The sequence below is a fragment of the Candidatus Palauibacter sp. genome, from assembly GCF_965237495.1.
GTDB lineage: Bacteria > Gemmatimonadota > Gemmatimonadetes > Palauibacterales > Palauibacteraceae > Palauibacter.
In genome coordinates this window covers 771,195-792,778 of the sequence record NZ_OZ250143.1, presented here as the reverse complement: position 1 = coordinate 792,778, position 21,584 = coordinate 771,195, and the positions used below count along the sequence as shown (strand labels likewise).

The 21,584-nt window shown below is 67.8% G+C and carries 13 protein-coding genes; 6 read left to right on the top strand and 7 right to left on the bottom strand.

Translation table 11 applies throughout. From position 1 onward, the window contains the following. Positions 1–70: 70 nt before the first annotated feature. Both ACPXY0_RS03325 and ACPXY0_RS03320 read right to left on the bottom strand, forming a co-directional pair. Positions 71–4,762 (bottom strand): SNF2-related protein, encoded by a 4,692-nt coding sequence (locus ACPXY0_RS03325; protein ID WP_423928452.1) that lies wholly within the window; start codon positions 4,760–4,762, stop codon positions 71–73. A gap of 375 nt (positions 4,763–5,137) precedes the next feature. Continuing rightward, complete coding sequence (locus ACPXY0_RS03320; protein ID WP_423928450.1) at positions 5,138–5,608, bottom strand: hypothetical protein; 471 nt, start codon at positions 5,606–5,608, stop codon at positions 5,138–5,140. 371 nt (positions 5,609–5,979) lie between these two features. On the opposite strand from ACPXY0_RS03320, the gene ACPXY0_RS03315 reads away from it, so the two are divergent. Beyond that, positions 5,980–10,596 (top strand): Ig-like domain-containing protein, encoded by a 4,617-nt coding sequence (locus ACPXY0_RS03315; protein ID WP_423928448.1) that lies wholly within the window; start codon positions 5,980–5,982, stop codon positions 10,594–10,596. Between the two features lie 417 nt (positions 10,597–11,013). Here ACPXY0_RS03315 and ACPXY0_RS03310 read toward each other — a convergent pair whose 3' ends face one another. Further along, a complete protein-coding gene (locus ACPXY0_RS03310; RefSeq protein WP_423928446.1) occupies positions 11,014–11,769 on the bottom strand; it encodes a porin family protein in 756 nt (251 codons plus the stop codon). A 1,327-nt stretch (positions 11,770–13,096) separates the two neighbouring features. Between ACPXY0_RS03310 and ACPXY0_RS03305 the strand changes: the two genes are divergently transcribed. Beyond that, positions 13,097–15,592: an Ig-like domain-containing protein gene (locus tag ACPXY0_RS03305; RefSeq protein ID WP_423928444.1), complete on the top strand. Its 2,496-nt coding sequence runs from the start codon at positions 13,097–13,099 to the stop codon at positions 15,590–15,592. A 6-nt stretch (positions 15,593–15,598) separates the two neighbouring features. Here ACPXY0_RS03305 and ACPXY0_RS03300 read toward each other — a convergent pair whose 3' ends face one another. Next, positions 15,599–16,297, bottom strand: coding sequence for an outer membrane beta-barrel protein (locus ACPXY0_RS03300; RefSeq protein ID WP_423928442.1), 699 nt, complete (start codon positions 16,295–16,297; stop codon positions 15,599–15,601). 479 nt (positions 16,298–16,776) lie between these two features. Here ACPXY0_RS03300 and ACPXY0_RS03295 point away from each other — a divergent pair. Next, positions 16,777–17,912, top strand: a protein-coding gene (locus tag ACPXY0_RS03295; RefSeq protein ID WP_423926019.1) for an IS630 family transposase whose coding sequence is annotated in 2 segments (ribosomal slippage) — positions 16,777–17,209 and positions 17,209–17,912 — 1,137 coding nt in all. Because the reading frame shifts where the segments join, the coding sequence is not laid out codon by codon here. 202 nt (positions 17,913–18,114) lie between these two features. On the opposite strand, the gene ACPXY0_RS03290 is transcribed toward ACPXY0_RS03295, so the two are convergent. Both ACPXY0_RS03290 and ACPXY0_RS03285 read right to left on the bottom strand, forming a co-directional pair. Next, a complete protein-coding gene (locus tag ACPXY0_RS03290) occupies positions 18,115–18,618 on the bottom strand; it encodes a penicillin acylase family protein (protein WP_423928440.1) in 504 nt (167 codons plus the stop codon). Next, positions 18,615–18,926 (bottom strand): penicillin acylase family protein, encoded by a 312-nt coding sequence (locus tag ACPXY0_RS03285; RefSeq protein ID WP_423928438.1) that lies wholly within the window; start codon positions 18,924–18,926, stop codon positions 18,615–18,617. The genes ACPXY0_RS03290 and ACPXY0_RS03285 overlap by 4 nt, the downstream gene beginning before the upstream one ends. A gap of 111 nt (positions 18,927–19,037) precedes the next feature. Here ACPXY0_RS03285 and ACPXY0_RS03280 point away from each other — a divergent pair, with 111 nt between their 5' ends. Genes ACPXY0_RS03280 through ACPXY0_RS03270 form a run of 3 tightly spaced genes read left to right on the top strand, consistent with a single transcriptional unit; the run spans position 19,038 to position 20,015 of the window. Beyond that, on the top strand, positions 19,038–19,352 hold the full coding sequence (locus ACPXY0_RS03280; RefSeq protein ID WP_423928436.1) for an AbrB/MazE/SpoVT family DNA-binding domain-containing protein: 315 nt from the start codon (positions 19,038–19,040) through the stop codon (positions 19,350–19,352). Beyond that, positions 19,349–19,780, top strand: a complete 432-nt coding sequence (locus tag ACPXY0_RS03275) for a PIN domain-containing protein (protein WP_423928434.1) — start codon at positions 19,349–19,351, stop codon at positions 19,778–19,780. Before ACPXY0_RS03280 ends, ACPXY0_RS03275 begins: the two co-directional genes overlap by 4 nt. 31 nt (positions 19,781–19,811) lie before the next feature. Further along, positions 19,812–20,015 (top strand): hypothetical protein, encoded by a 204-nt coding sequence (locus tag ACPXY0_RS03270; protein ID WP_423928432.1) that lies wholly within the window; start codon positions 19,812–19,814, stop codon positions 20,013–20,015. A gap of 20 nt (positions 20,016–20,035) precedes the next feature. On the opposite strand, the gene ACPXY0_RS03265 is transcribed toward ACPXY0_RS03270, so the two are convergent. Then, positions 20,036–21,376 (bottom strand): toxin-antitoxin system YwqK family antitoxin, encoded by a 1,341-nt coding sequence (locus ACPXY0_RS03265; RefSeq protein ID WP_423928430.1) that lies wholly within the window; start codon positions 21,374–21,376, stop codon positions 20,036–20,038. Between the last annotated feature and the right edge of the window lie 208 nt (positions 21,377–21,584).

The window sequence follows — 21,584 nt, the reverse complement described above, 5'->3', positions numbered from 1 at the left end:
TTCTCCGCCCTGTAGTCCGGCGAACGGCTCTTGAAATCGTCAGATCCTTCCGTGCTACCGCCGCTTGTACTCACGGTAGTCCACGCTGTTCCAACGACTTCATGCCGCTATCGGGAACGACCGATGGCGCACGCACTGCGGGCGGCCGGACTCTCGCGCTCGACGTGGCTATCACACGCGGACGAAGGTTCCGTACACGGAGACTTACGCGCACTTCGACGCATTGACCGGGTTCTTGCGCGGGACAGTAAGGATACGCTCGCCATCCGGCATCACGGTGTCGACCAGACCGGTCAGGACTCAGGCGCTGGCCTGCTCCACCTTGGCCCGCTCTCGATCTGGCCAAGGACGGGGCCAGAGCCGCCCTCCTCGGCGTTGAAACCGGCTTGCAAGCGAAGAGTAGACTGGAGCGTGTGCCATGAGGGCGAGGTAAGAAGTTGACACGGAATAACTGTAGTAACATTGCAGCAAAACGTGGCATGACCGACAGCGCGCCCGATCTCTCGGCCGACGGCTGGCCGGAGAAGTTCGCCGAGACGCCCGCGCGCCGGGTCAGACGGCGCGTTTCAGCAGTTCGACGAGTTCCTCGGCGTCCAGGCGGGCGGGCGCGTCGGCCCCCTCGAGCAGGCGGTCGGCGAGGTCGCGCTTGCGGCGGTGGAGGTCGACGATCTGTTCCTCGATCGTCCCCCTGGCGACCAGTCTGTAGATGGTGACGGGCCGCGTCTGGCCGATCCTGTGCGCACGGTCGGACGCCTGATCCTCGACCGCGGGGTTCCACCACGGATCCATGTGAATCACGTAGTCGGCCGCGGTCAGGTTCACTCCCACGCCGCCGGCCCGGGTCGAGATCAAGGAACGCGTCTCCGCGGCCCGCCTGGAAGGCGGCGATCCGCTTGGCCCGCGACTTCGCAGGCGTGCTTCCGTCGAGGTACTGGTAGGGGACGCCGGCCTGCTTGAGGTGCTCCTCGATCAGACGGAGGTGCCGAACGAACTGCGAGAAGACGAGCACCTTGTGGCCGTTTCGCCTCAGTTCGTCGAGGATCTCGGCGAACGCCTCCATCTTCGAGCTTGGCGGCGCCTCGCCGGGCGCCGCGAGCGCCGGGTTGCAGCAGGCGAGCCGCAGCCGCGTCAGGTGGGCGAGCACCTGCATCCGCGCCTGTGCCGGCGCCGTGCCGTCTTCGGACTGGGCGGCAAGATCCTCCAGCGCGCGCTGCCGCAGCGCTTCGTACAGCGCCCCCTCTTCGGCCGACAACTCCACGTGGTGCGTGATCTCGGTGCGCGGCGGGAGGTCGTCGAGCAAGTCGGACTTCAGGCGCCGCAAGATGAAGGGAGCGGTCAGGCGGCGCAGCCGCGCCCGCGCGTCGGCGTCGCCATCGCGTTCGATGGGAAGGGCGAAGCGGCGGCGGAACCGGTTCAGCGACCCCAGCATGCCGGGACTCAGAAAGGCGAACAGGGAGTACAGATCCATCACGTTGTTCTGAATCGGCGTGCCCGTGGTCACGAGCCGGAACCCCGCCTTGAGCCCGCGGGCGGCGCGGGCGCGCTTCGTGGCAGGGTTCTTGATCGCCTGCGCCTCATCGAGAACGACCGTGCTCCATTCGACCGCCGCCAGCTTCTCGGCATCGACCTGCAGGACGCCATACGTCGCAACGACGAGGTCGAAGGCGCCCAAGCCCTCCAGGCGCCGCGTCCTGCCGGCGGCCGGTCCGCCGTACGTGGCGGCGTTCAGCGTCGGGGCGAAGCGGCGTGCCTCGGCGAGCCAGTTGGCCACGACGGAGGTCGGAGCCACGACGAGCGCCGGCCCATCCGGAGCGCGGCGCAGGAGGAGGGCGAGCGCCTGCACGGTCTTCCCCAGGCCCATGTCGTCGGCCAGACAGGCCCCGGCCCCCAGGTCCGCGAGGCGGGCGAGCCACCGGAATCCGTCCACCTGGTAAGGGCGCAGCTCGCCGCGCAGCGTGCCCGGCGTCTCCGGCTCGCCGGCCTGTGCCTCCCGCCACTTCCCGAGTCGGTCTCGCCAGGCCGCGTCGGCCGTCAGCGTCGCTCGCTCCGCCAGATCCCCGAGCGCGGGCGCCGCCAGCGGATGGAGACGCAGACCGCCACGGAACGGAGCCGTGAAGGTGCGGAGGTCGTCCAGCGCCCTCCGCAGGGCCTTGCTGAGAGCGACGTAGGCGCCGTCCTCCACTTCCAGGAAGCGCAACCCGGGGCTGCGGTCCATGAACTCGAACAGCCGCCGCAGGTCGTAGCTCGTGTCCTCGTCGAACTCGATCCCGCCCGAAGTCCGGAACCAGTCCCCCGCGGACTTGACGGAGAGACGCAGCGACGGCGTGTCGGCGCGGGCCACGATCCTGAACGACTCGCCCTCGGGCCACAGCGAACGGGCCTCCGCCGCCGCGAGCTGCTCCACCAGATCCAGACTCTCCGCCGCGCCGGACACCGTCATCGCGTAGTCGGGGCCCAGTCCCGCCAACGCCGGACACGCGGCCACGAGGTCCCGGGCCGCCGCGGCTTCCGCCGCCAGGTCGCGCTCGGCCCGCACCGCCTCGCCCTCCCGGTGCGCGAACACGCTCGTGCCGCCGGTCCCGGACGTGAAGTAAGCCGCCGATCCCGGCACGGGCTCCACCACGATCTCCACCGCCAGACCCGCCCCCCGCGGCGCCAACCGAACCCACGGATGGGGATCGGCCGGGACGCGCCTTCCGCCCGCCTCATCCTCCGCCTTGTCGTCCATCGTGCCCTGGACGCGGAACTCGCCGGCGAGACCGGAGACCGCGCCCACGATCCGTTCCCTCGCCTCGACCGGCAGTTCGATGCCCTCGGCCGGGATGACGTCCATCATCTCCTTGTGGGCCGCGCCGAAGCGGGTCACTTCGTAGCGTGCGTCCCCCACCCGCGCGAAACGATAGTCGCCGCGGTCGTGCTCTCGGTGCGGGTCGATCCGCACGCGCAGCCGTCCGTCCTCTTCCTCGATGAGAAGCTCAGGGTCGCGGCGGACGAGGTCGACCCGAGCGCCATCCTCGTTGAACAGGTGCGGGTGTCCGGCGAGGGCGTAGACGCCGGCCATGTCCAGGGAGTACTGCGGTCCCCCGCGCCACGCATCGCGGGAGTGGCGAATCCCGGCCGCCACCGCACGATCCTGGTCGGTGAGGAAGTCCATGTCTCCCGCCTGCTCGGCGAGACGCTTCAGCGCCACCGCCCGGCCCTTGCTCCACTTGCCGTTCCTGCCGGCCACCTGCTGGCGGGGCTGGAAGGTCGTTTCGCCGAAGTGCCCCGACCCGAGGACCCAGACCAGGCGCGGCGCGCGGGGACTCGTCCGCTTCCCGGCCTTCCCGCGCTTCGCCCGCACGCCGTGGGCCACCTTCTCGATTTCCCTCAGCGGGTACTCCCAGTCCTCGGCCGGCTCGATCAGCGAGACGAGGGTCTCCGGGCCGAGACCCGCGCGCAATTCGGCCGCCCGCGCCGGGATCGCCGACCAGTCGTCCCCGTCCCGTTCGTACAGACGGTCGATCCGGCCGAGGACCGCGAAACACTCGGCCGCCAGCCACCTGTATCCGTTCGAAGTGGCCCGCGTCGCGAAGTCGAGGAGCGCCCGTGCGCGCTCTTCCTGCTCGAACACATCGAAGCCGTCCAGCCAGCAGCTCAACAGACCCTCGAACAGGCGCAGGATGAAGGGGGGCGAGCCGTCCGGCGCCGCCCACACGCCCTCGCCGCTCCGCACCGCAGCCGCATCCATCACGAACTCGAGGAAGAGTGGCTGGGCCTCCTGCTGCTGGCCGATGCGCAGGAAGCGTTCGAGCGACGCCGTGTTGGCGGGCGTGTCGGAGCGCACCAGGGCGAGGAGCGAGAGCGTGAAGGCGCGCAGCGGCGGGAAGACGTTTCGCTTCCGCGTGCCCGCCCTCTCGGCGGCGACGGCCTCCGCGATGAAGCGGGCCGCCTCCTCGTCGTCGCCGCGCAGCATCGCGAGGAGGGCGCGCGTCGCCGCCCGTCCCGTCCTCGCCGGCTTCCCGTCGCGCGCCTGGGCCGGAAGCGCGTCGAACACCGCGAGCGCATCCTCCGGCCGCCCCTCCAGCACCCGGATCAGCGCGATGTCCGCCGCGTGCCGGGCCGGGTCGCGCGAGCACTCGCGCCAGGCCTTCACGGCCAGCTCGGACGGAAACGCGAGATCGATGACCAGGCCGAGCCAGTCAGCCAGCGCCTCCTCCACATATTGCGGCGGGAGCCGCCACAGCAGCTGCCCCGCCCCGGGGTAGGCGAGCCAGCGCCAATCCCGGTACTCCGGTTCGCCCAGATCGCAGGCGAGCGTGTCGAAGCGGCCCGCGACCACGTGGCAGCGGAGCCGCATGATGTCCCCGGCCTCGGATACGCGCGGAAACCGTCCGGCGACCGGCGGCGTGAACTGCCGCTCGATCCGCTCCAGGTTGCCCGCCTCGAACGCGGCGATCGTCAGGCGGGGTGCCCAGGCCGGCACCGCCGACAGCCCCGTATTGGGGCCGGGGCGGTACGCGATCCCCGCCTCGTGCACCTCCCTGGTCGCCGCCATGAACTCCGTCTGCGTGAACGTGCGGCCGCGCAGGGCGAAGCGCGCGTGATACAGGAGAAGGGTCATGTTCTTACGACCGAGGTCGTGCGGACTCACCACGCCGTACGCCTGGGCCGCCAGCCGCCCGGCCGGCGACAGCCCCTCGTAGGCGTCGGGGGGGCGGTTCGCCTCCGAATCGGCGATGCCCAGCGAGCGTTGCGTTTCGTCGGAAGGTTGCGGAGTCATCGGGGCGTGCTATTCGCTTCTTCCGGGATCGGTCGACATCAACCACGGGGTGGCAAGACTCGCACCGCCGCCGGCCCGGGGCAAACCGCCACGTCACGCCGCCCGAGCCACCGCCTTCGCTTGGTCCAGGAGCCTCGGATGGCGTTGAATCCACAGCATGACGTCCCGATAGGCGCTCACCACCGCGGTCATCCGACGTTCATCTCCAGAGCGAGCACGGCTACGCCGAAGCGGGGCGCGGTCCGGGTACTCAGAGACTCACCGGCGGACTGCCGAGTGCCCTCCTGCTCCGCGCCAACGTACGCCAGCAGGAGGTCCGGCGCTCCGCGGATCAATCTGTCACGGCCGGGTGTCATGATCCCCCCCCGGAGGCTGTCAGTGGCGACGCTCAAACTCCACCATGACCCGATGTTCGGAGCCCTCTCGAGGGGAGACGGAGCCCTCGATGACGTTCTGGTCCACCTGTTTCCCCTCGAAGTACTGCCGCACCGCGCCGTTGTCCTTGAAATCCAGTCTTACCTTCGCTCCGCGGCGGGATCCCTCCACGGTCCACACCTGTGGGGGCCGGCGAAGCTCCGGCGGCGGAGTGGGGTCGCTGAACGTCTCCTTCATGATCGTTCCGGTCACCGCCCCGTCCGAAGTCTCCGTGACTCGCAGCGTCCACCTCGGCGGAAACGGCCACGACGTGACGGGCTCCTCATTCGGAAAACGACGCACCCATGTGCCCGTGATCGACCCATGGGAAGGATCGAAGAGAACTCCGCAAGCCTCGATCGCCGGGATGCTCAGCATCAGACAGATCGCCAGCATGCGCCCCCGATGGACCTTCAGCCGAGTACTCGTCACGGCAGGAGCTTCATTTGATGATCGTCCGGTCCCGGAGTTGGGCCGCGCACTTCCTCTGATTCGGGGAACAGGAGTTGAGAGCCACGGAATCCTCCATCCGGAGCAAACGTGGCGACCCAGAGGCCGCGAGCCGGCAATACGTTGCGGCGTTGTCCGAACCCACGGGCGCCGACGGGCACGGTGCGGAACTCGATTCCACCCTCCATCAGTTCAGATCGGCCGGCCAAGCCGGGGAAGAGCTCCGTTCCTCCGTTCCCCGTTTGTACTCACGGTAGTCCATGCTGTTCCGACACGGTTTCGCCACGGGGCGAACTTCGGCGGTACCTTGGGGTTTGACAGTCCATCGACGTCGACCAATCGAGGAGTCCGCAGTGACCCGACGCCCGCGCCTCGCCAGCGCCGCCGCTGTCATCGTGGCGGCCGCCTGGTACTTGGCCTGCGGTGACGGGACGACCGAGCCGCCGCCCCGACCGCCCGAGCCGACCAACCGCGGGCCCGTCGCCGTGGGCACGATCCCGGCCCAGGCCGTCACGGTGGGCGAGACGACCACGGTGGACCTTTCGGCGTACTTCAACGACCCGGACGGGGACGCGCTCACCTTCGAGGCCGAGTCCTCCAACAGCCAGGTGGCAAGCGTCTCCGTGACGGGAAGCACCGCGTCGGTGACGGGAGTGGGCGAGGGCACGGCCACGATCTCGGTCACCGCCCGAGATCCCGCCGGGCAGTCGGTTCGGCAGACTTTCCAGGTGTCGGTCGCGGCGCCCGTGCCGACGACGATCGTGGTGACCCCGGACGCGGCACCCCTGACTGCCATCGGGCAGACGGTCGCGCTCGTGGCGGAGGTGCGCGACCAACTCGACCGGGTGTTGCCGAGCGCGGAAGTGTCGTGGTCGAGCGGGGACACCACGGTGGTGACGGTCGATTCCACGGGCGTCGCCACCGCAGCAGGGCCGGGATCGACGATGGTGACCGCGGCCTCCGGGGAGGTGGCGGGCAGCGCGACGGTGACCGTGATGCAGGAAGCGGCATCGGCGATCGTCACGCCCGCGCTCGCGACCTTGGCCGTTGGCGACACGCTGCGACTGACTGCCATCGCCCTGGACGCGAACGGGCACCGGGTCGCGGGCGCGGAGTTCGAGTGGACATCGAGCGACCCCTCCATCGCGCGCGTGGACGACTCCGGGCTGGTGCGGGGCGTGGACCCGGGCAGCGCGACGGTCACCGCCACATCGGGAGGGGAGGCGGCGATGGCCGAGATCACGGTGCCGAGTCCGGACCGCGCGGCGCTCGTGGCGCTCTACGAGTCGACAGACGGGCCCAACTGGAACGTCAACGACAACTGGCTGACCGATGCCCCGATCGGCGAGTGGAGCGGAGTGCTCGTCAATGACGAGGGCAGGGTGACTCGGCTCAGCCTCTACGAGAACGGGCTGTCCGGTCCCCTCCCTCCGGAACTCGGCAACCTGACCCGCCTTCGGGCGTTCTTCCTCTCGGACAACCAGATTACGGGCTCGATCCCGCCGGAACTCGCGAGACTTCCCGAACTGTTCTGGATCAATCTCAAGGAGAACCGGCTGACGGGTTCCATCCCGCCCGAACTCGGCAGCATGCCGCGGCTTGTCCAGCTGCAGATCTGGGGGAACGCACTGTCGGGGCCGATCCCGCCCGAGCTTGGCAACGCGCCCAGACTCAGGGTCATGTATCTGCACTACAACAACTTCACCGGTCCGATTCCACGGAGTTTCCTGCGTCTTTCCCCGATCCTGTTCCGGATCGAGGGGAACGCGGGCCTCTGTAGGCCCGGCACCTCCGAGTTCGCTGCCTGGTTCGAGCGGATCGACCGGCGGGCGGGGTCGTTCTGCAGCGAGCCGGACATCGCCGTCCTCGAGTCGCTGTACGAATTGACGGGTGGCGACGACTGGACCCGCTCCGACGGCTGGTTCGACGGAATCCTGCTCGCGGGATGGCACGGCGTCACGCCGGACTCGATCGGCCGGGTGCAAGGCCTGGACCTGAGCGGGAACGGACTCACGGGCCGCCTCCCGCCACACCTCGCCGACCTCTCCGGCCTGACCGACCTTCGGATCGGCGGCAATTCGCTCACGGGGCCGCTGCCGCTGTCGCTCCGGCAGCTTCCGCTCCGGACGCTGCACTACGCGGACACGGACCTCTGTGTCCCGAGCGCGGCGTCCTTCCGGGCCTGGCTCACGGCCCTCGATTCGCATGACGGGACCGGGATCGACTGCGCGCCTCCAACGGACCGGGCGATCCTTGCCGCGCTCCACGCCGCGACCGCCGGGGCCAATTGGCGCGCCGACGACAACTGGCTGACCGACGCGCCGCTCGATCAATGGCACGGCGTAGGCACTGACTCCGACGGACGCGTCGTGAGTCTCGATCTCGTGGGCAACGGCCTCGCGGGGCCCATCCCGCCCGAGTTGGGCGGCCTCTCGAGGCTGACCCGTCTGGACCTTGCCAGCAACGGCCTGACGGGGCGGATCCCCCCGGAACTCGGCAATCTCTCCCGCCTGACCGAACTGCGCCTCGGTCTGACTGGACTCTCGGGTCCCATTCCTCCGGAACTCGGCAATCTGACCGGACTCACCGAGCTGTCGCTGGCCGTCGGCGCCCCATCGGGTCCCATTCCGCCCGAATTGGGGAATCTCTCGAACCTGACGCATCTGGAGCTCGCCGGTGACGGGGTTGCGGGATCGATTCCGCCGGAACTCGGTAACCTCGCCAACCTGAACTTGCTGGTCTTCGGGAGGACCGCCCTGTCGGGCCGCATCCCGGCGGAACTGGGCCGGCTGTCGAACCTGCACTATCTGAAGATCGGAACCGCGACGCTGACCGGTCCCATCCCCTCGGAACTCGGGAACCTGACCCACCTCTCCACCCTCGACCTCGGCAGGAACCGCCTGACCGGCGAGATCCCGCCGGAACTCGGGAGTCTGGCCGATCTGACACGGCTGTGGCTTCACCATAATGAACTCGTCGGCGGGATCCCTTCCGAACTCGGCGACCTCGGCCACCTCCGCCAGTTGCGACTCCATGCGAACGCACTTTCGGGACCCATTCCGCCGCAGCTCGGCAATCTGGCCAGTCTCACGGAGCTGTATCTCGACGACAACCGGCTCACCGGCACGATTCCACCACAATTCGGCGACCTGTCCGATCTTGAATACCTCTATCTCCGGGACAACGCCCTGTCGGGACCGATTCCCCCCGAACTCGGCAACCTGAACCGCCTTCGGGAGCTGTATCTCGACCGCAACCACCTCACCGGGCCGATCCCGCCGGAATTCAGCGGTCTGACGAGTCTGAGAACCCTGGGCCTGTCCGGGAATCCGGAGTTGGCCGGAGCGCTCCCGACCAGCCTGACGGCGCTGGGCCGGCTCGGGACGCTCCTGGCGGCGGGGACGGGGCTCTGCACGCCGGAGGACGCCGAACTGCTGACTTGGCTGGATGGCGTCCGGCACCGGGTGCCCCCGTGCGCCCAGGTCGCTGGCTCCAGGGCCTATCTGACTCAGGCGATCCAGTCCCGGGACTTCCCGGTTCCACTCGTCGCCGGCGAGGAGGCCCTGCTGCGGGTGTTCGTGATCACCTCCGAATCCACGGAGGAACCGATCCCGCCGGTCCGGGCCACGTTCTATCGGGAGGACGCGGAGGTGTACGTGGCGGAGATCCCCGGGAAGACGGGCCCCATCCCGATCCGAGTGGACGAGGGCGATCCGGCAACCTCCTCCGACGCCAGGATTCCGGGGGAGGTCGTGCAGCCGGGGCTCGAGATGGTGATCGAGATCGATCCCGAAGGCACGCTGCCCTCGGAGCTGGGCGTCACGAGGCGACTGCCGGAAGCCGGCCGAACCGCGGTCGACATCGAGACGTTGCCCGCCCTCGACCTGACGCTGATCCCCTTCGTATGGACGAGCAGGCAGGACTCGGGGATCGTGGACCTGATCGCCGAGATGGCTGCGGATCCCGCCGGTCACGAACGACTCTGGTATACCAACACGGTCCTGCCGGTGGGCGGCCTGCGCGTGACGGCCCACGAACCGGTACTCTCATCGACCAACGAGGGGTTTGCGCTGCTCGGTCGAACCTCGGCGATTCGCGCCATGGAAGGCGGGAGCGGCTACTACATGGGAATGATGTCGGAGCCGGTCACCCAGCCGCTCGGCGTCGCGTTTCAGCCCGGCTGGACGAGCTTCTCCGCTCCCCGCCCCAGCACCATGGCGCACGAACTGGGGCACAACATGAGTCTCGCTCATGCGCCGTGCGGGAACGCTTCAGGCGCCGATCCCCTCTTCCCCCACAGCGGCGGCCTGATCGGTGGCTGGGGATACGATTTCAGGGGCGAAGGCGAACTCATCCCGCCCACCTGGTCGGACCTGATGGGCTACTGCGGAAACCGATGGATCAGCGACTACCACTTCATGAAGGCGTTGCGCCGCCGCCAGGCGACCGAAACCGCCGCGACGTCAGCCGCTGCGACGTCAGCCGCCGACCGGGCCTCCGGGTCGCTCCTCCTCTGGGGCGGCGTCGATCCGGAGGGCACCCCCTACCTCGAACCGGTGTTCGTGGTGGACGCCCGTCCGTCCCTCCCGGAGGCCGGCGGCGAGTATTCCGTCACCGGGCAGGACGCGGCCGGGCGCGAACTCTTCTCGCTGAACTTCGACATGCCCTCGGTGTCGGATGCGGACGGCGGGTCGAGCTTCGTCTTCGCCCTCCCCGCGCGGCCGGACTGGGCGGGCGAACTGGCCGGCGTGACGCTCTCCGGCCCCGCCGGATCGGTCACGCTGGACCGGAACACCGACCGCCCGATGGTCATCCTGCGCGACCCCCGCACCGGGCGCGTACGCGGCATCCTGGACGTGTCGGCCGCCGCGCCCGGCCAAGCGGATCTCGCGGCCGCCCTGTCGGGAGAGCCGGGACTCGAAGTACTCATCAGCCGCGGCATCCCCGACGCAGAAGCCTGGAGGCGCTAGCCGGCGGGAAGTACGAAGTGAGTCACAACGGGCATGGTCGCCGCGGCCCGCCTGCGCAACGGCGCGAGATCTCGAACGATCATGGGTGGGTCGGTGCCCCTGTGTCGGCCTATGCCAATTGAAGTGTGATGTTGAATTGGCATAAGGCTTCACAGGGACTCCCAGCAACAACCCCCAAGCAACCTCGCGTCGCGCTACTCCCTTCCAGCGCCTCTGGCCCCTCGATCGTGATCTCGACGGAATCTGCCAACACCGCTCCCAGACCTACTCTCCCTTCCTACCCTAGCTCCTCGGGCGGGTACCTGTCATACGATTCCCGCAGCACCGCCACGGCGGGCTCGACGGCCGATGACTCTGCCCCCCGAGACGAGATTTCCGTCGACGACCCGCGCGCTGGTCGCGACCGGCGAAGCAGCCTTACCCGATCGCGAACACGAGCCCGCTCTGGAAGGTCACTTGCCGGTTCCTATTCCCCGCATCGTCGATTTCGGAGAGACCCATGGCGTAGATCAGCTCGAACCCCAGACCGAGCGAATCTGACAGCTTCACCTCGAACCCCGCGCCAAAGGCGAGTCCGAAGTCGCTTGACGTGACCTCGCTGACCCCGTCCTCCCCGCATGCCACTCCCGTGTCCGCCGCCATCCTGGTCCGCCCCGAAGGCACGCGGTTGGGAATCCCTGGAGGGACGGGAGGGCGGGTGTTCTGAGCCTCGTGTGTCGTCACGGCCACGTTGCACGAGAGGTTGAGGGCCAGGTAGGGCCCGGCGAGGAGGCCGAAGTTGAGACTCCCCTCCTGGGCGTCGGCGCTCAGGCGAAGCAGCGTGGAGAATTGCAGGTAGTCCAGCTCGGCCATCGCCTCGGCGAGCGTCCTGCCCACAGTGATCGACGGCGGCACATCCGCGCCGCCGCCCTTCTGGGCCAGCCCCATGCCGATGCGTACACCCAGGCCGCCGCTCAGCGGGATCCCCGCGTCGATCCCCGACACGATTCCGTATCTGGTTTCCTTGAACGCGGATGCCCTTCGTGCTACCGATTCATCGCCGGACAGGGTTGCGGCGCCGATTCCGCCCCTGAGGCCGATGGTCGTCTGCGCGCCGAGCGGCGCGGCCGCCAGCGTGAGGACCAGGGCCACGACGCGGGTGGCGGCGAGCGCGGAACAACGACCTGCGGACATGGCGTCTCCCTTTGTGCGGATGCGATACGTTAGCGGCCAACCACAGAACTGAAGTGGCGGCCCTTCCACTCCCCATTCTCGAAGCTCGTCGACCCGCGGTAAAGCACCTGGGCTCGATTCGGGTCTCGCCGTGCGGACTCCCGAGTTTCCTCGTACTCCGCGCCAACGTACGCGAGCAGGAGGTCCGGCGCCCCGCGGATCAGCTGCCACGGCCTGTGGCGGGATCCCTCCACGGTCCTCGGTTACCCACGGGGTCCACCTCGACGGAAACGGCCACGACGTGGCAGGCTCCTCCTAACGCGGAAGTACAAAGTGAGTCACAATGGTGTCGGGAGGCACCGGCGTACGTCGCGGGATCAGGAATGCTACCGTTCTTCGAACTCTATTCCGATTCCGCATGTCATCGCGACTCCTTGCTGCCCACAGATGCAGACACCCACGATCCGCTACGACCGACCCCCGGTGAATGTTCTCGTATATTCCTTGCGAGTCGGTAGTTCCCGTGCGACTAATCCGGTACTGCTCACAATCCCAACTAAACAGGATATGAGATTCCATGTAGCCTTCGGATACAGGTTCGTCGTCAGCGGTCTTCAGGGTCCCCATCACATGATACGCCACCTGCCTGAAGTGAGTCGGAGCGGGGTAAGGCGGTCTCGGAGTATGGACCGGACGGGCATCGACACCGGGAAACACGACATCCACGATCGCGGGGTCGGTTGGGATCAGGGGATCATTTGGCCCATCGATTGTAATCTCGACTGAATCTGCCGACACCGCTTCCAGACCGGATTCCTCCGGGGGCGTGAATTCCAGAAAAAGCAGGGCATCGCACGGAGCACCGAACACGGGATTGCTCACCCGAGCACGATACAGACCGTCCGGAAAAGTGAACCTTGCACGAACCTCGCCGGCTATGAACCCGCATGGCCTCTCCGACCCGCGACGCCGTGCCCATCCGTTCACTCTGACGGCGCTTACGGGACGTCCCGTGGAGTCCGTCACCATCCCGCCGATGTGCAGAAAACTGTACCGGACAGGTTCAGGGTCGGGGTCGGAGGGGGGTGGGGGATCCACGGACCCTCCGTCACAACCCATCCCGCTCAAGATACAGCCCGTCAACAGCAACGTCCGGATCCGCATTTCAACCCCTTGCCAAGCGAGTCGCCAGCACGCCTCTCTGCCGCCAGCCAACCATCGCCACCGCTCTCGTACACGCTCGTGGGCAACTGGGTTCGTCGCCCGCCGTCGGCACTACCCGCATTCGCCCGTATCGCGACAGTTGGCGCCCGTTCGATGTGGCGAAGAGGACGGGGCGCCTGTCATCGTGGATGAGGCCAGGTTGCATGAGCGATCCGGAACGCAGCCTCGGGGAAGGGGGCTTGATGCGAGGTCAGCTTGTTTCTCGTTGCAGCCGTCTTGTCTGCGCTGGCGTGCCGTGACGCGACGGATCCGACGGCGCAGGCCCCGCCGCCGGCGCCCTGCGGTCACCGTGACGCCGGCGGCCGACACGCTGGTGATCGGTCATGCGCTCCGGCTGAGGGCGACGGTCACAGGGGCTGGCGCGCGGGTGACCTGGACATCGAGCGACGCTTCGGTCGCGACGGTCGATGCTTCGGGGCTCGTGACGGGAGTCGCCGACGGAACCGCCACGATCACCGCATCGAGCGGAACCGTCCAGGGATCCGCGGAGATCAGGGTGGCGACCGCCGAATGGGTGACCCTCGCGACGTTCTACCACGCGACGGACGGCCCGAATTGGACGCTTCGCCACCTCTGGCTGACCGAGGCCCCGCTGGACAGGTGGTACGGAGTCACCGCCGACGAGCATGGCCGGGTCGTACGGTTGGCACTTCGCGGGAACGGGCTGACCGGCTTCATTCCTCCGGAACTCGGCAACCTCGCGGCTCTGGAATCAATCTCTCTGACCGGCAACCGTCTCGCGGGTCCCCTCCCGCCGGAACTCGGCCGTCTCGCAAACCTTCGCAACCTGGTGCTGTGGCGGAATGAGCTGAACGGCACGATCCCGAGGGAACTTGGCAACCTGCCCGAACTGCGTGTTCTCACGCTCTCCGAGAACAATCTGACCGGTCCGATCCCGCCGGACCTGGGCCGTCTTACGAATCTCGAGGGACTGTCCCTCGAATCCAACGAGCTGTCCGGTCCGGTGCCGCCGGAGATCGGTGAGCTGGCGAACCTCACGCGCCTTGCCGTGACGAACAACGCCGGGATGTCCGGTCCGCTTCCGTCCAACTTCGAGAACCTTCGCCAAGTACGGGCGCTGCTGGCCGGCGGCACCGGGGTGTGCGCGCCCGGTGATCCCGGCTTTCAGGCTTGGCTCGAGACGATCCCCAAGCGTCGGGTCGCATCGTGTACGGACGCCGTTGAACCGATGGCGTCTCTCACGCAGGCCGTGCAATCGCATGCGTACCCGGTTCCGCTGGTCGCGGGCAGGAGAGCGCTGCTGCGCGTCTTCGTGCTCGCCACAAGTCGGACGACCGCGGTCATCCCGCCGATTCGAGCCCGCTTCCATATCGACGGCCGGGAAGCGTATGTCGGGGACATGCCGGCGGGATCCAGACCGATCCCCACCGAGTTGCAGGAAGGGAACCTGTCGCTGTCGGGCAACCTCGAGGTACCGGGATCCGTGGTTCAGCCCGGTCTGGAAGTCGTGATCGAGGTCGATCCGGACCGTACGCTGGAGTCCGGCATCCTGCGGACGAATCGGATCCCGGCCGCCGGCCGCATGACGATCGACGTGCGGGAGGTGCCGCCGATGGACATCACCTTGATCCCGTTCCTCTGGAGCGGCAGGATCGACTCGACGATCGTGGACCTGGTGAATGCCATGGCCGCTGACCCGGCGGGCCATGAGCTGCTGGGAGATACCCGCATGATGCTGCCGGTATCCGAGCTTTCGGTCACCGCACACGCATCCGTCAGGACCAGCAACACCGAAAGTCGCGAGTTGCTCCAGAAGACGGAAGCGATCCGCACGATCGAGGGTGGAACCGGCTACTACCTGGGCATGACCGACGACATCGACGGCGGGGCCGGGCGGGCGCGCATCTCCGGTCGATCGAGCATTGCGGAACCGATCGCCGAGACGATCGCACACGAATTCGGCCACAACTTCAGCCTCTATCACGCGCCGTGCGGGGGTGCAGGCGGCACTGACCCGTCGTATCCCCACCCGGACGGTACCATCGGAGCGTGGGGATACGATTTCCGCATCAACGCGGTGGTATCACGACTGGCTCTCGATTTCATGTCCTACTGCGAATTCGACTGGGTCAGCGACTACCACTTCACCAACGCGCTGCGCTTCAGGATCCACGACGAAGACCTCCGGACCGGGGCGTCCGGGGACGCCCCGTTCGTCTGGGGCGGAGTGAACGCCGACGGTGAGCCGTATCTCGATCCGGCGTTCGTGGTTGAGGCGCCGCCTTCACTCCCCGAATCTCCCGGCGATCACCGGATCACCGGTCGCACGCCAGGTGGCGACGTGCTCTTCTCGTTCAGTTTCTCGATGCCCCAACTGGCCGATGGCGACGGGAGTTCGTCATTCGCGTTCGCGATACCTGTGCAGGGCGATTGGGCGGAGAACCTCGCCGGGGTGACGCTGACGGGTCCGGGCGGCATCGCCACACTGGACCGAGGCACGAATCAGCCGATGGCCATCCTGCGCGATCAACGCACCGGCGCGGTGCGCGGGATCCTGCGCGACCCGGCCGCGGAAGTACGGGATCCGTCGATCGCGGCCGAATCGGGTCTCGAAGTGCTGTTCAGCCGCGGCATCCCGGCCAGGTCGGAATGGCGGTAACAGGGTTCACCCCATCACGAACACGAACCCGCTCTGCACGGCCAGGTGACGGTTCCGGGTTCCGTCATCGTCGATACGGGAGAGACCCATGGCGTAGATCATGTCGAATGCCAGGCCGAGTGAATCGTACAGTTTTATCTCGACCCCTGCCCCAAAGGCCAGCCCGAAGTCGGTGGACCTGAAGTCGGTGCCCTCGACCTCGATGCATGACGTTCCCAGGTCCAGGCGACGGTCGCTCCGCCAGGCAAGTCCTGATCCGGGCGGAGGATGATTTATCCTCACCGCCACGGCACACGAGTGGTTCACGGCCAGGTAGGGCCCGGCGAGGACGCCTATGTTGAGAAGCCCCCGCTCGGCGTCCGTACTCGCGCGGAGAAGCGTGGAGAGTTGCAGGTAGTCCAGCTCGGCCATCGCATCGAGGAACGACCTGCCCACCGTGATCGACCGCGGCGCATCCGTGCTGCCGCCCTTCTGGGCCAGCCCCAGGCCGATGCGTACATCGAGGCTGCCGCTCAGCGGGATCCCCACGTCGATCCCCGATACGACCCCGGATCTGGATTCCCAGAGTCCGGCTCCGCCTTCTGCGCCCGGCCCGGCCCCGGACATGGTTGCGGTGCTGATGCCGCCCCTGAGGCCGATGGTCGTCTGCGCGGCGAGCGGCGCGGCGGCGAGGGCGAGGAGCAGGGCTACCACAGGAACCTTCATCGTGTCGTTCACCAAGGTTGTTTCTGCTGCTCTCCAAACTGCCGTGCCGCCAGAACGCGGAGGTGGTCGCGAACCGCCTGCTCGCTCAGCGTGGTGCGGCGCCTGCACTCCGCACTCCACATGAACCCATGGGATCGCGGAGAATGCGAGGGCGCCAGCGCTAACGGCAGAGGTGACGCGGTAGGCGGTGTAGGTGTTGTCCGATTCGAACTCATCACGCGATTGCCCATAGATCCCTGCAGCGACTGCAAGGGAGTTCAATCCGAAGGCGCCATCGATGAGGGGAGCGGCAGCGCTACGGGTGCAGTCGCCACGCGCGACCGGTCCCTCGGCCTGGGGTGGTCTCGTCATGAACAGCATGGAGCACGCGCTCGAGAACGGAGCGATGACGAGGATGGCGGCTAGTGTCATGTCACACGTGATATGTCGTAAGGAGCGTGATAGACTTCTTGCCGGTCCACAATGGCGAGGAGGCTGGCATGAAACGGTATTTGGTGGAGTTGGAAGCGGGGGAGCGCGAGGCGTTGGCGGCGATGACACGCAAGGGTTCACATCGTTCGCGGAAGGTGATCAACGCGCTGGTTCTGCTCAATTGCGACGAGGGCGAGTTCAACGAGCGGCGCACGACCGGCGGGGAGATCGCCGGGGTGTCGCGGATCAGCGCGCGCAGGGTGGACCGGGTCAAGAAGCGGTTTGTGGAGGACGGTCTGGAAGCGGCGCTTGGGGGCCGGCGGGGTCGTCGCGCGAAGTACCTTCGCAAGGCGGACGGCGAATTCGAGGCGCGGCTGGTCGCGCTCAGTTGCGGCGATCCGCCCGAGGGGCGCGCGCGGTGGTCGCTGCGCCTGTTGGCGGACCGCGCGGTGGAACTCGGCTATATCGACAGCGTCTCGCACGAGACGGTGCGGCGGGTGCTAAAAAAAACGCCATCAAACCGTGGCGGCGCGTCGGCTGGGTGATCCCGCCGCGGCGCAATGCCGACTTCGCAGCGGGGATGGAGCGGGTGCTCGACGTCTACCGGCGTCCGTACGATGCGAACTTACCGGTGGTGTGCATGGACGAGACGCCGCGCCAGCTGATCGGCGAGACGCGCACGCCCGTCCCGCCGGCACCGGGACGGGCGGCCCGCGAAGACTACGAGTACCGGCGCCTCGGCACCTGCAACGTGTTCATGGCCACCGAACCACTGGCCGGCCGGCGCCAGACCAAGGTGACCGAGCGCAGGACCAAAACCGACTGGGCCCGCTTCCTGCGCGACATCGCCGCGCAGTACCCCGGCGCCACCCGAATCACGCTGGTGATGGACAACCTCAACACGCACCGCCCCGGCGCGCTCCACGAAACCTTCGAACCCGCCGAGGCCAAGGCGCTTTGGGATCGCTTCGAGTTCGTCCATACCCCCAAGCACGGCAGTTGGCTGAATGTCGCCGAGGTCGAACTCAACGTCATGATCCGCCAGTGCCTCAATCGCCGCATCGACTCCATCGACACCCTACGCGCCGAAGTCGCCGCCTGGCAGGCGGCCAGAGACCGAATCCAAGCCAAGGTCAACTGGCAATTCACCACGGACGACGCACGTGTCAAGCTCAAGCGCCTCTATCCGACGTTTGATGTGTGACATGACACTAGTGCGGAACGACGACCTGCGGACATGGCGTCTCCCTTTCTACGGATGCGATCCAGTTGTTGTCAACGACCGAGGCTTCGTCCGGCCGCACAGTTCCCCATGTAGACGACAAACCCGCCCGGCACGTCACGCTTCGATCCCCGGCCCGCCGAGGACCCCTCGCTCCCGCGCGGTCCCTGCCTGGTGCCTGGAATCACCCACCCGGCCGCCCGTCCCAGTAGTCGTCGCTGCGCACGTCCGCGCGGGTGATGTCGTCGTTCGTCCACGGGGTCGGTCCATAGGGGCGCTCGATGGGCCACATCTGCGTGAGGGTGCGGGCGTCGAACAGGTTCCCGCCCACCATCACCTGGCTCTTCTGCGGGAACATCCCCAGGCGCCGCATCGCCTCCTTCACTTCCGCGACGCTCCGCGCCTGGTTGATTTCGTACACCTCCTGATCGAAGTCCCCCGCCGTGTGCATGTACGCCGTGCTCACGACCCAGGCATTCCCGTCCTGCCGCGCGATGACGGGCGAGAGGACGGCGTTGTGGCGGGTATAGGTGAAGCTCCGGGTGACCGTCTCTCCGCCCCGCACCTCGATCGCGGCCTCGTGCGTCTCCATGCGCCGCCACTCGCCATCGTAGCGGTAGCGCAGCGAGTCGGCCGGATCGACCTCCACCTCGTAGCAGTCGGCCACGTCGGGCGCGCCCGTCGTCATCCCACATGCGCGCCTAGGACGTCCGCGGCGAGCGGGTTCCCGACCCGGGGCGCGGTCTCCGCCCCGTACGCCGCGGCGGCCTCCCCCCGCGCGGAGAGAAACATGGTGAGGATGAACTCGAGCTGGTCCTCGGCCTGCGCCCATCCGAGCCCGTAGAACCCCGCTTCCTCCGCCTCCGCGAGGATGTGCGGCATGCCCCACGGATCCCGGTGGATCGTGACCTGGTCCTGGGCGGCAGCCGCCGGAGGCCCAGCGGGACCGACCGCCAGCAGCACCGCGCCGACGGCGAGGGTGCGCGTGGAGTTCACGGACTATCCCTCCTCTCCCCGGAGTTCCACCGTTCGGGATCAGCGGTCGGGCCGGGACCCCATTCTAGCCCCGACCTCGCGAGGCAGGAACCGATCGCCCCAGTGGGGTTGATGTATGGTTACTGGGATGGCAATTTTCATACCATGGAAACCACCATCGACAAAGCAGGCCGCCTGGTGGTCCCCAAGGCCGTTCGCGACGCGACCCGGTTGCGTCCCGGAACCCGCGTCCGATTCCGGGTCCGGGACGGTCGAATCGAGATCGAGCCGGTGCCGCTGGACGTCTCGCTCGAACGACATGGCTCCACGGTGGTCGCGGTCCCACGGGGGGGACGACCGGTATTGACGGCGGCGGAGGTCGCAGAGACGACCGCCGGCCTCCGTTCCGGCACATCCTCCTGGAGCGGGACTCCGCCCGCCGGGTGAGTCGCTATCTCTGCGACACCAGTGCCCTGGTCGCGACAATCTGCTTCTGGCACGAACATCACGCGCGTACCCGCGCGGAGATCGAGCGACGCGAGCGCGCCGGCGAACAACTTGTGCTTGCCGCTCATTCGTTGGCGGAAACCTACGCGGTCCTCACCCGGCTACCCGGCCCCAATCGCCTGCGGTCCGGGGACGCCATCGCGCTGCTGGAGGCGAACTGGCGCGAAACGCCGGTCGTACACCTGACGGCGGCCGAGACCTGGGACGCGTTGCGCAGAGCCGAGCGACGCGGCGTGATCGGTGGACAGACCTACGACATGCTCAGCGCGGCCTGTGCGCTGAAGGCGAGTGCTTCGACCATCATCACCTGGAACGTGCGCCACTTCGCCGCGGCGGCACCCGAGATCGGCATCGAGGCACCGCCTTGACGGCTTCCGGAGCAACCAGGAGGTGAGCGCCATGCGCAGGTGGTCACCGAAGTATTGGCCGAAATGGTATCGCATCCTGTTCGGCTGCTGCGTGGCAGTGATGCTGCTGGGGGGAGTACTGGCCTGGTTCGGCGGACCCTGGCGCTACACGAACCTTCTCGGCGTCATTCTGGTCGGGATCTGCATCCTGATCCTCACGAACCTGGGCCCCGACGACCTCCGCGCCGACGACTGACTCCGTAAAGCACCGGAGCCTCAGGGGGGCGGTTCCGGGCGGTTCACCGAGAACAGGCGGGCACACTCCGACACGACCCTGTCCGCCAGCCCCCGGTACGGAATGGCGCCGAGGGATTCGTAGGTGAATTGCAGCTCGTCGTTCTGGTGAATATCGAGTCGCGTGAGGATCGTTTCCGGCCTCGGGAAGCAGAAGATCGTCAAGCCGTGGCGCTCGTCACCGACGAATGAGAACCGGCCGACGGTTCCGTCCGGCTGCCAACGAATCCGGGTTCCTTCCTGGCTGCCCCGCACCACGAACCATTGGTCGATGGTCCCGCCCGGCTCCCAGCTTGCCCAGATGCCATGCGGCATCGTGAGGCGGAGCGGGCCCTCGTCGTCGGTGAGCCAGGGCCCTCGCCGGACCGTCCCGTCCGATTCCCGGTGCACCCAATCTCCGTGCCGCTTCCCGTGGAGCATGAGCCCTTCGGCCACGCGTCCGTTCTCCCGCGGCTCCACCCAGAGGCCGTGTTTCATGCCGTCGACAAACGGACCTTCCCACGATCTCGCCGGCCCGAACCGGATGACCCAGCTTCCCTGCCGCTTCCCGTCGACCAGGAGCCCGTGAGCCGTACGGTCGGGGGTAGGAGGAACGAGGTCACCATATTTGAGCCCGATCGTTCCCGTCCCCTGCGCGTACCCGTCGGAACACTCGCCGCTCCAGGTGACGGTCTGATCGAGGTTCTTTGAGACCCAGACGTAGCACTCCGGGTGATCGGCCACTGCCCTCCAGCACCCCGAGGGACTCGGCTCCGGGCCGCATATCCCCTCGGGCCCATCCGAAGCGGGAGTCGCGTCGGCGGGTGCTGGGGCGGGTGCGGCGGCGGGTGCGGCGGGTGCGTCGGTCCCGAAGTTGAAGTCCACGCTCGCGGACCGGAACAGGGGCTCGTGATGGTGGAACACGAAGACATACTGCGTATGGGTCAGCCTCTCTCCCGGCGGAGTGGCGTTCTCGGGGCCGCTGCGCTGGATGAGGCCGGCGAGGTTGCCCCACCCGATCGGCCCGGGATAGCGCTCCGTATCGGGCCAACTCCAGTTCGTACACGGCGGATTCTCGGACACGATCCGGTAGTCCGCGATCAGGTGATCGAGCGGCTCCCCGGACCCGTTGTGCACGGAGAAGTCCAGCCGCCACAGATCGACGCGCTCGCCGTGGTTCGCCTTCTTCCGCTCGTACGACTCGGCCGTCTCGCGTTCCTCGGACACGTAGCACGTACCGGCGCCGCGTTCCACGCGCCTCGCCCTCCCCCGCAACTCGATCCCGTCCTCCTCGAGCAGGACCTGCGCGTGCGCACCCGGCGCCATGAGCGGCAACAGCGCCACGGCCAAGCAGCCGGCAACGTTTCGGTCGAACGGCGAGCGTACTCGCGGGCTTCATGGGCTACTCTCCTCTTCCGGCGGCCCCCCGTGGGGGAGGGTTCGCAGCCGGTGGATCATCCATTGTAGCCGGGAATCCGCAGAGCAGGAACCGCCGGCCAAGGCCGGCGGGGGTGGCGGCGTTGCTCGGATCCACGGCCTCCTGCTGGCGGCG

Bases quoted from the DNA above. Each gene is read 5' to 3' on its own strand.
- ACPXY0_RS03280 (WP_423928436.1), top strand. From the start codon at position 19,038: ATGTATGGTTACTGGGATGGCAATTTTCATACCATGGAAACCACCATC.
- ACPXY0_RS03270 (WP_423928432.1), top strand. From the start codon at position 19,812: ATGCGCAGGTGGTCACCGAAGTATTGGCCGAAATGGTATCGCATCCTG.
- ACPXY0_RS03325 (WP_423928452.1), bottom strand. From the start codon at position 4,762: ATGACTCCGCAACCTTCCGACGAAACGCAACGCTCGCTGGGCATCGCC.
- ACPXY0_RS03290 (WP_423928440.1), bottom strand. From the start codon at position 18,618: ATGACGACGGGCGCGCCCGACGTGGCCGACTGCTACGAGGTGGAGGTC.
- ACPXY0_RS03310 (WP_423928446.1), bottom strand. From the start codon at position 11,769: ATGTCCGCAGGTCGTTGTTCCGCGCTCGCCGCCACCCGCGTCGTGGCC.
- ACPXY0_RS03300 (WP_423928442.1), bottom strand. From the start codon at position 16,297: ATGAAGGTTCCTGTGGTAGCCCTGCTCCTCGCCCTCGCCGCCGCGCCG.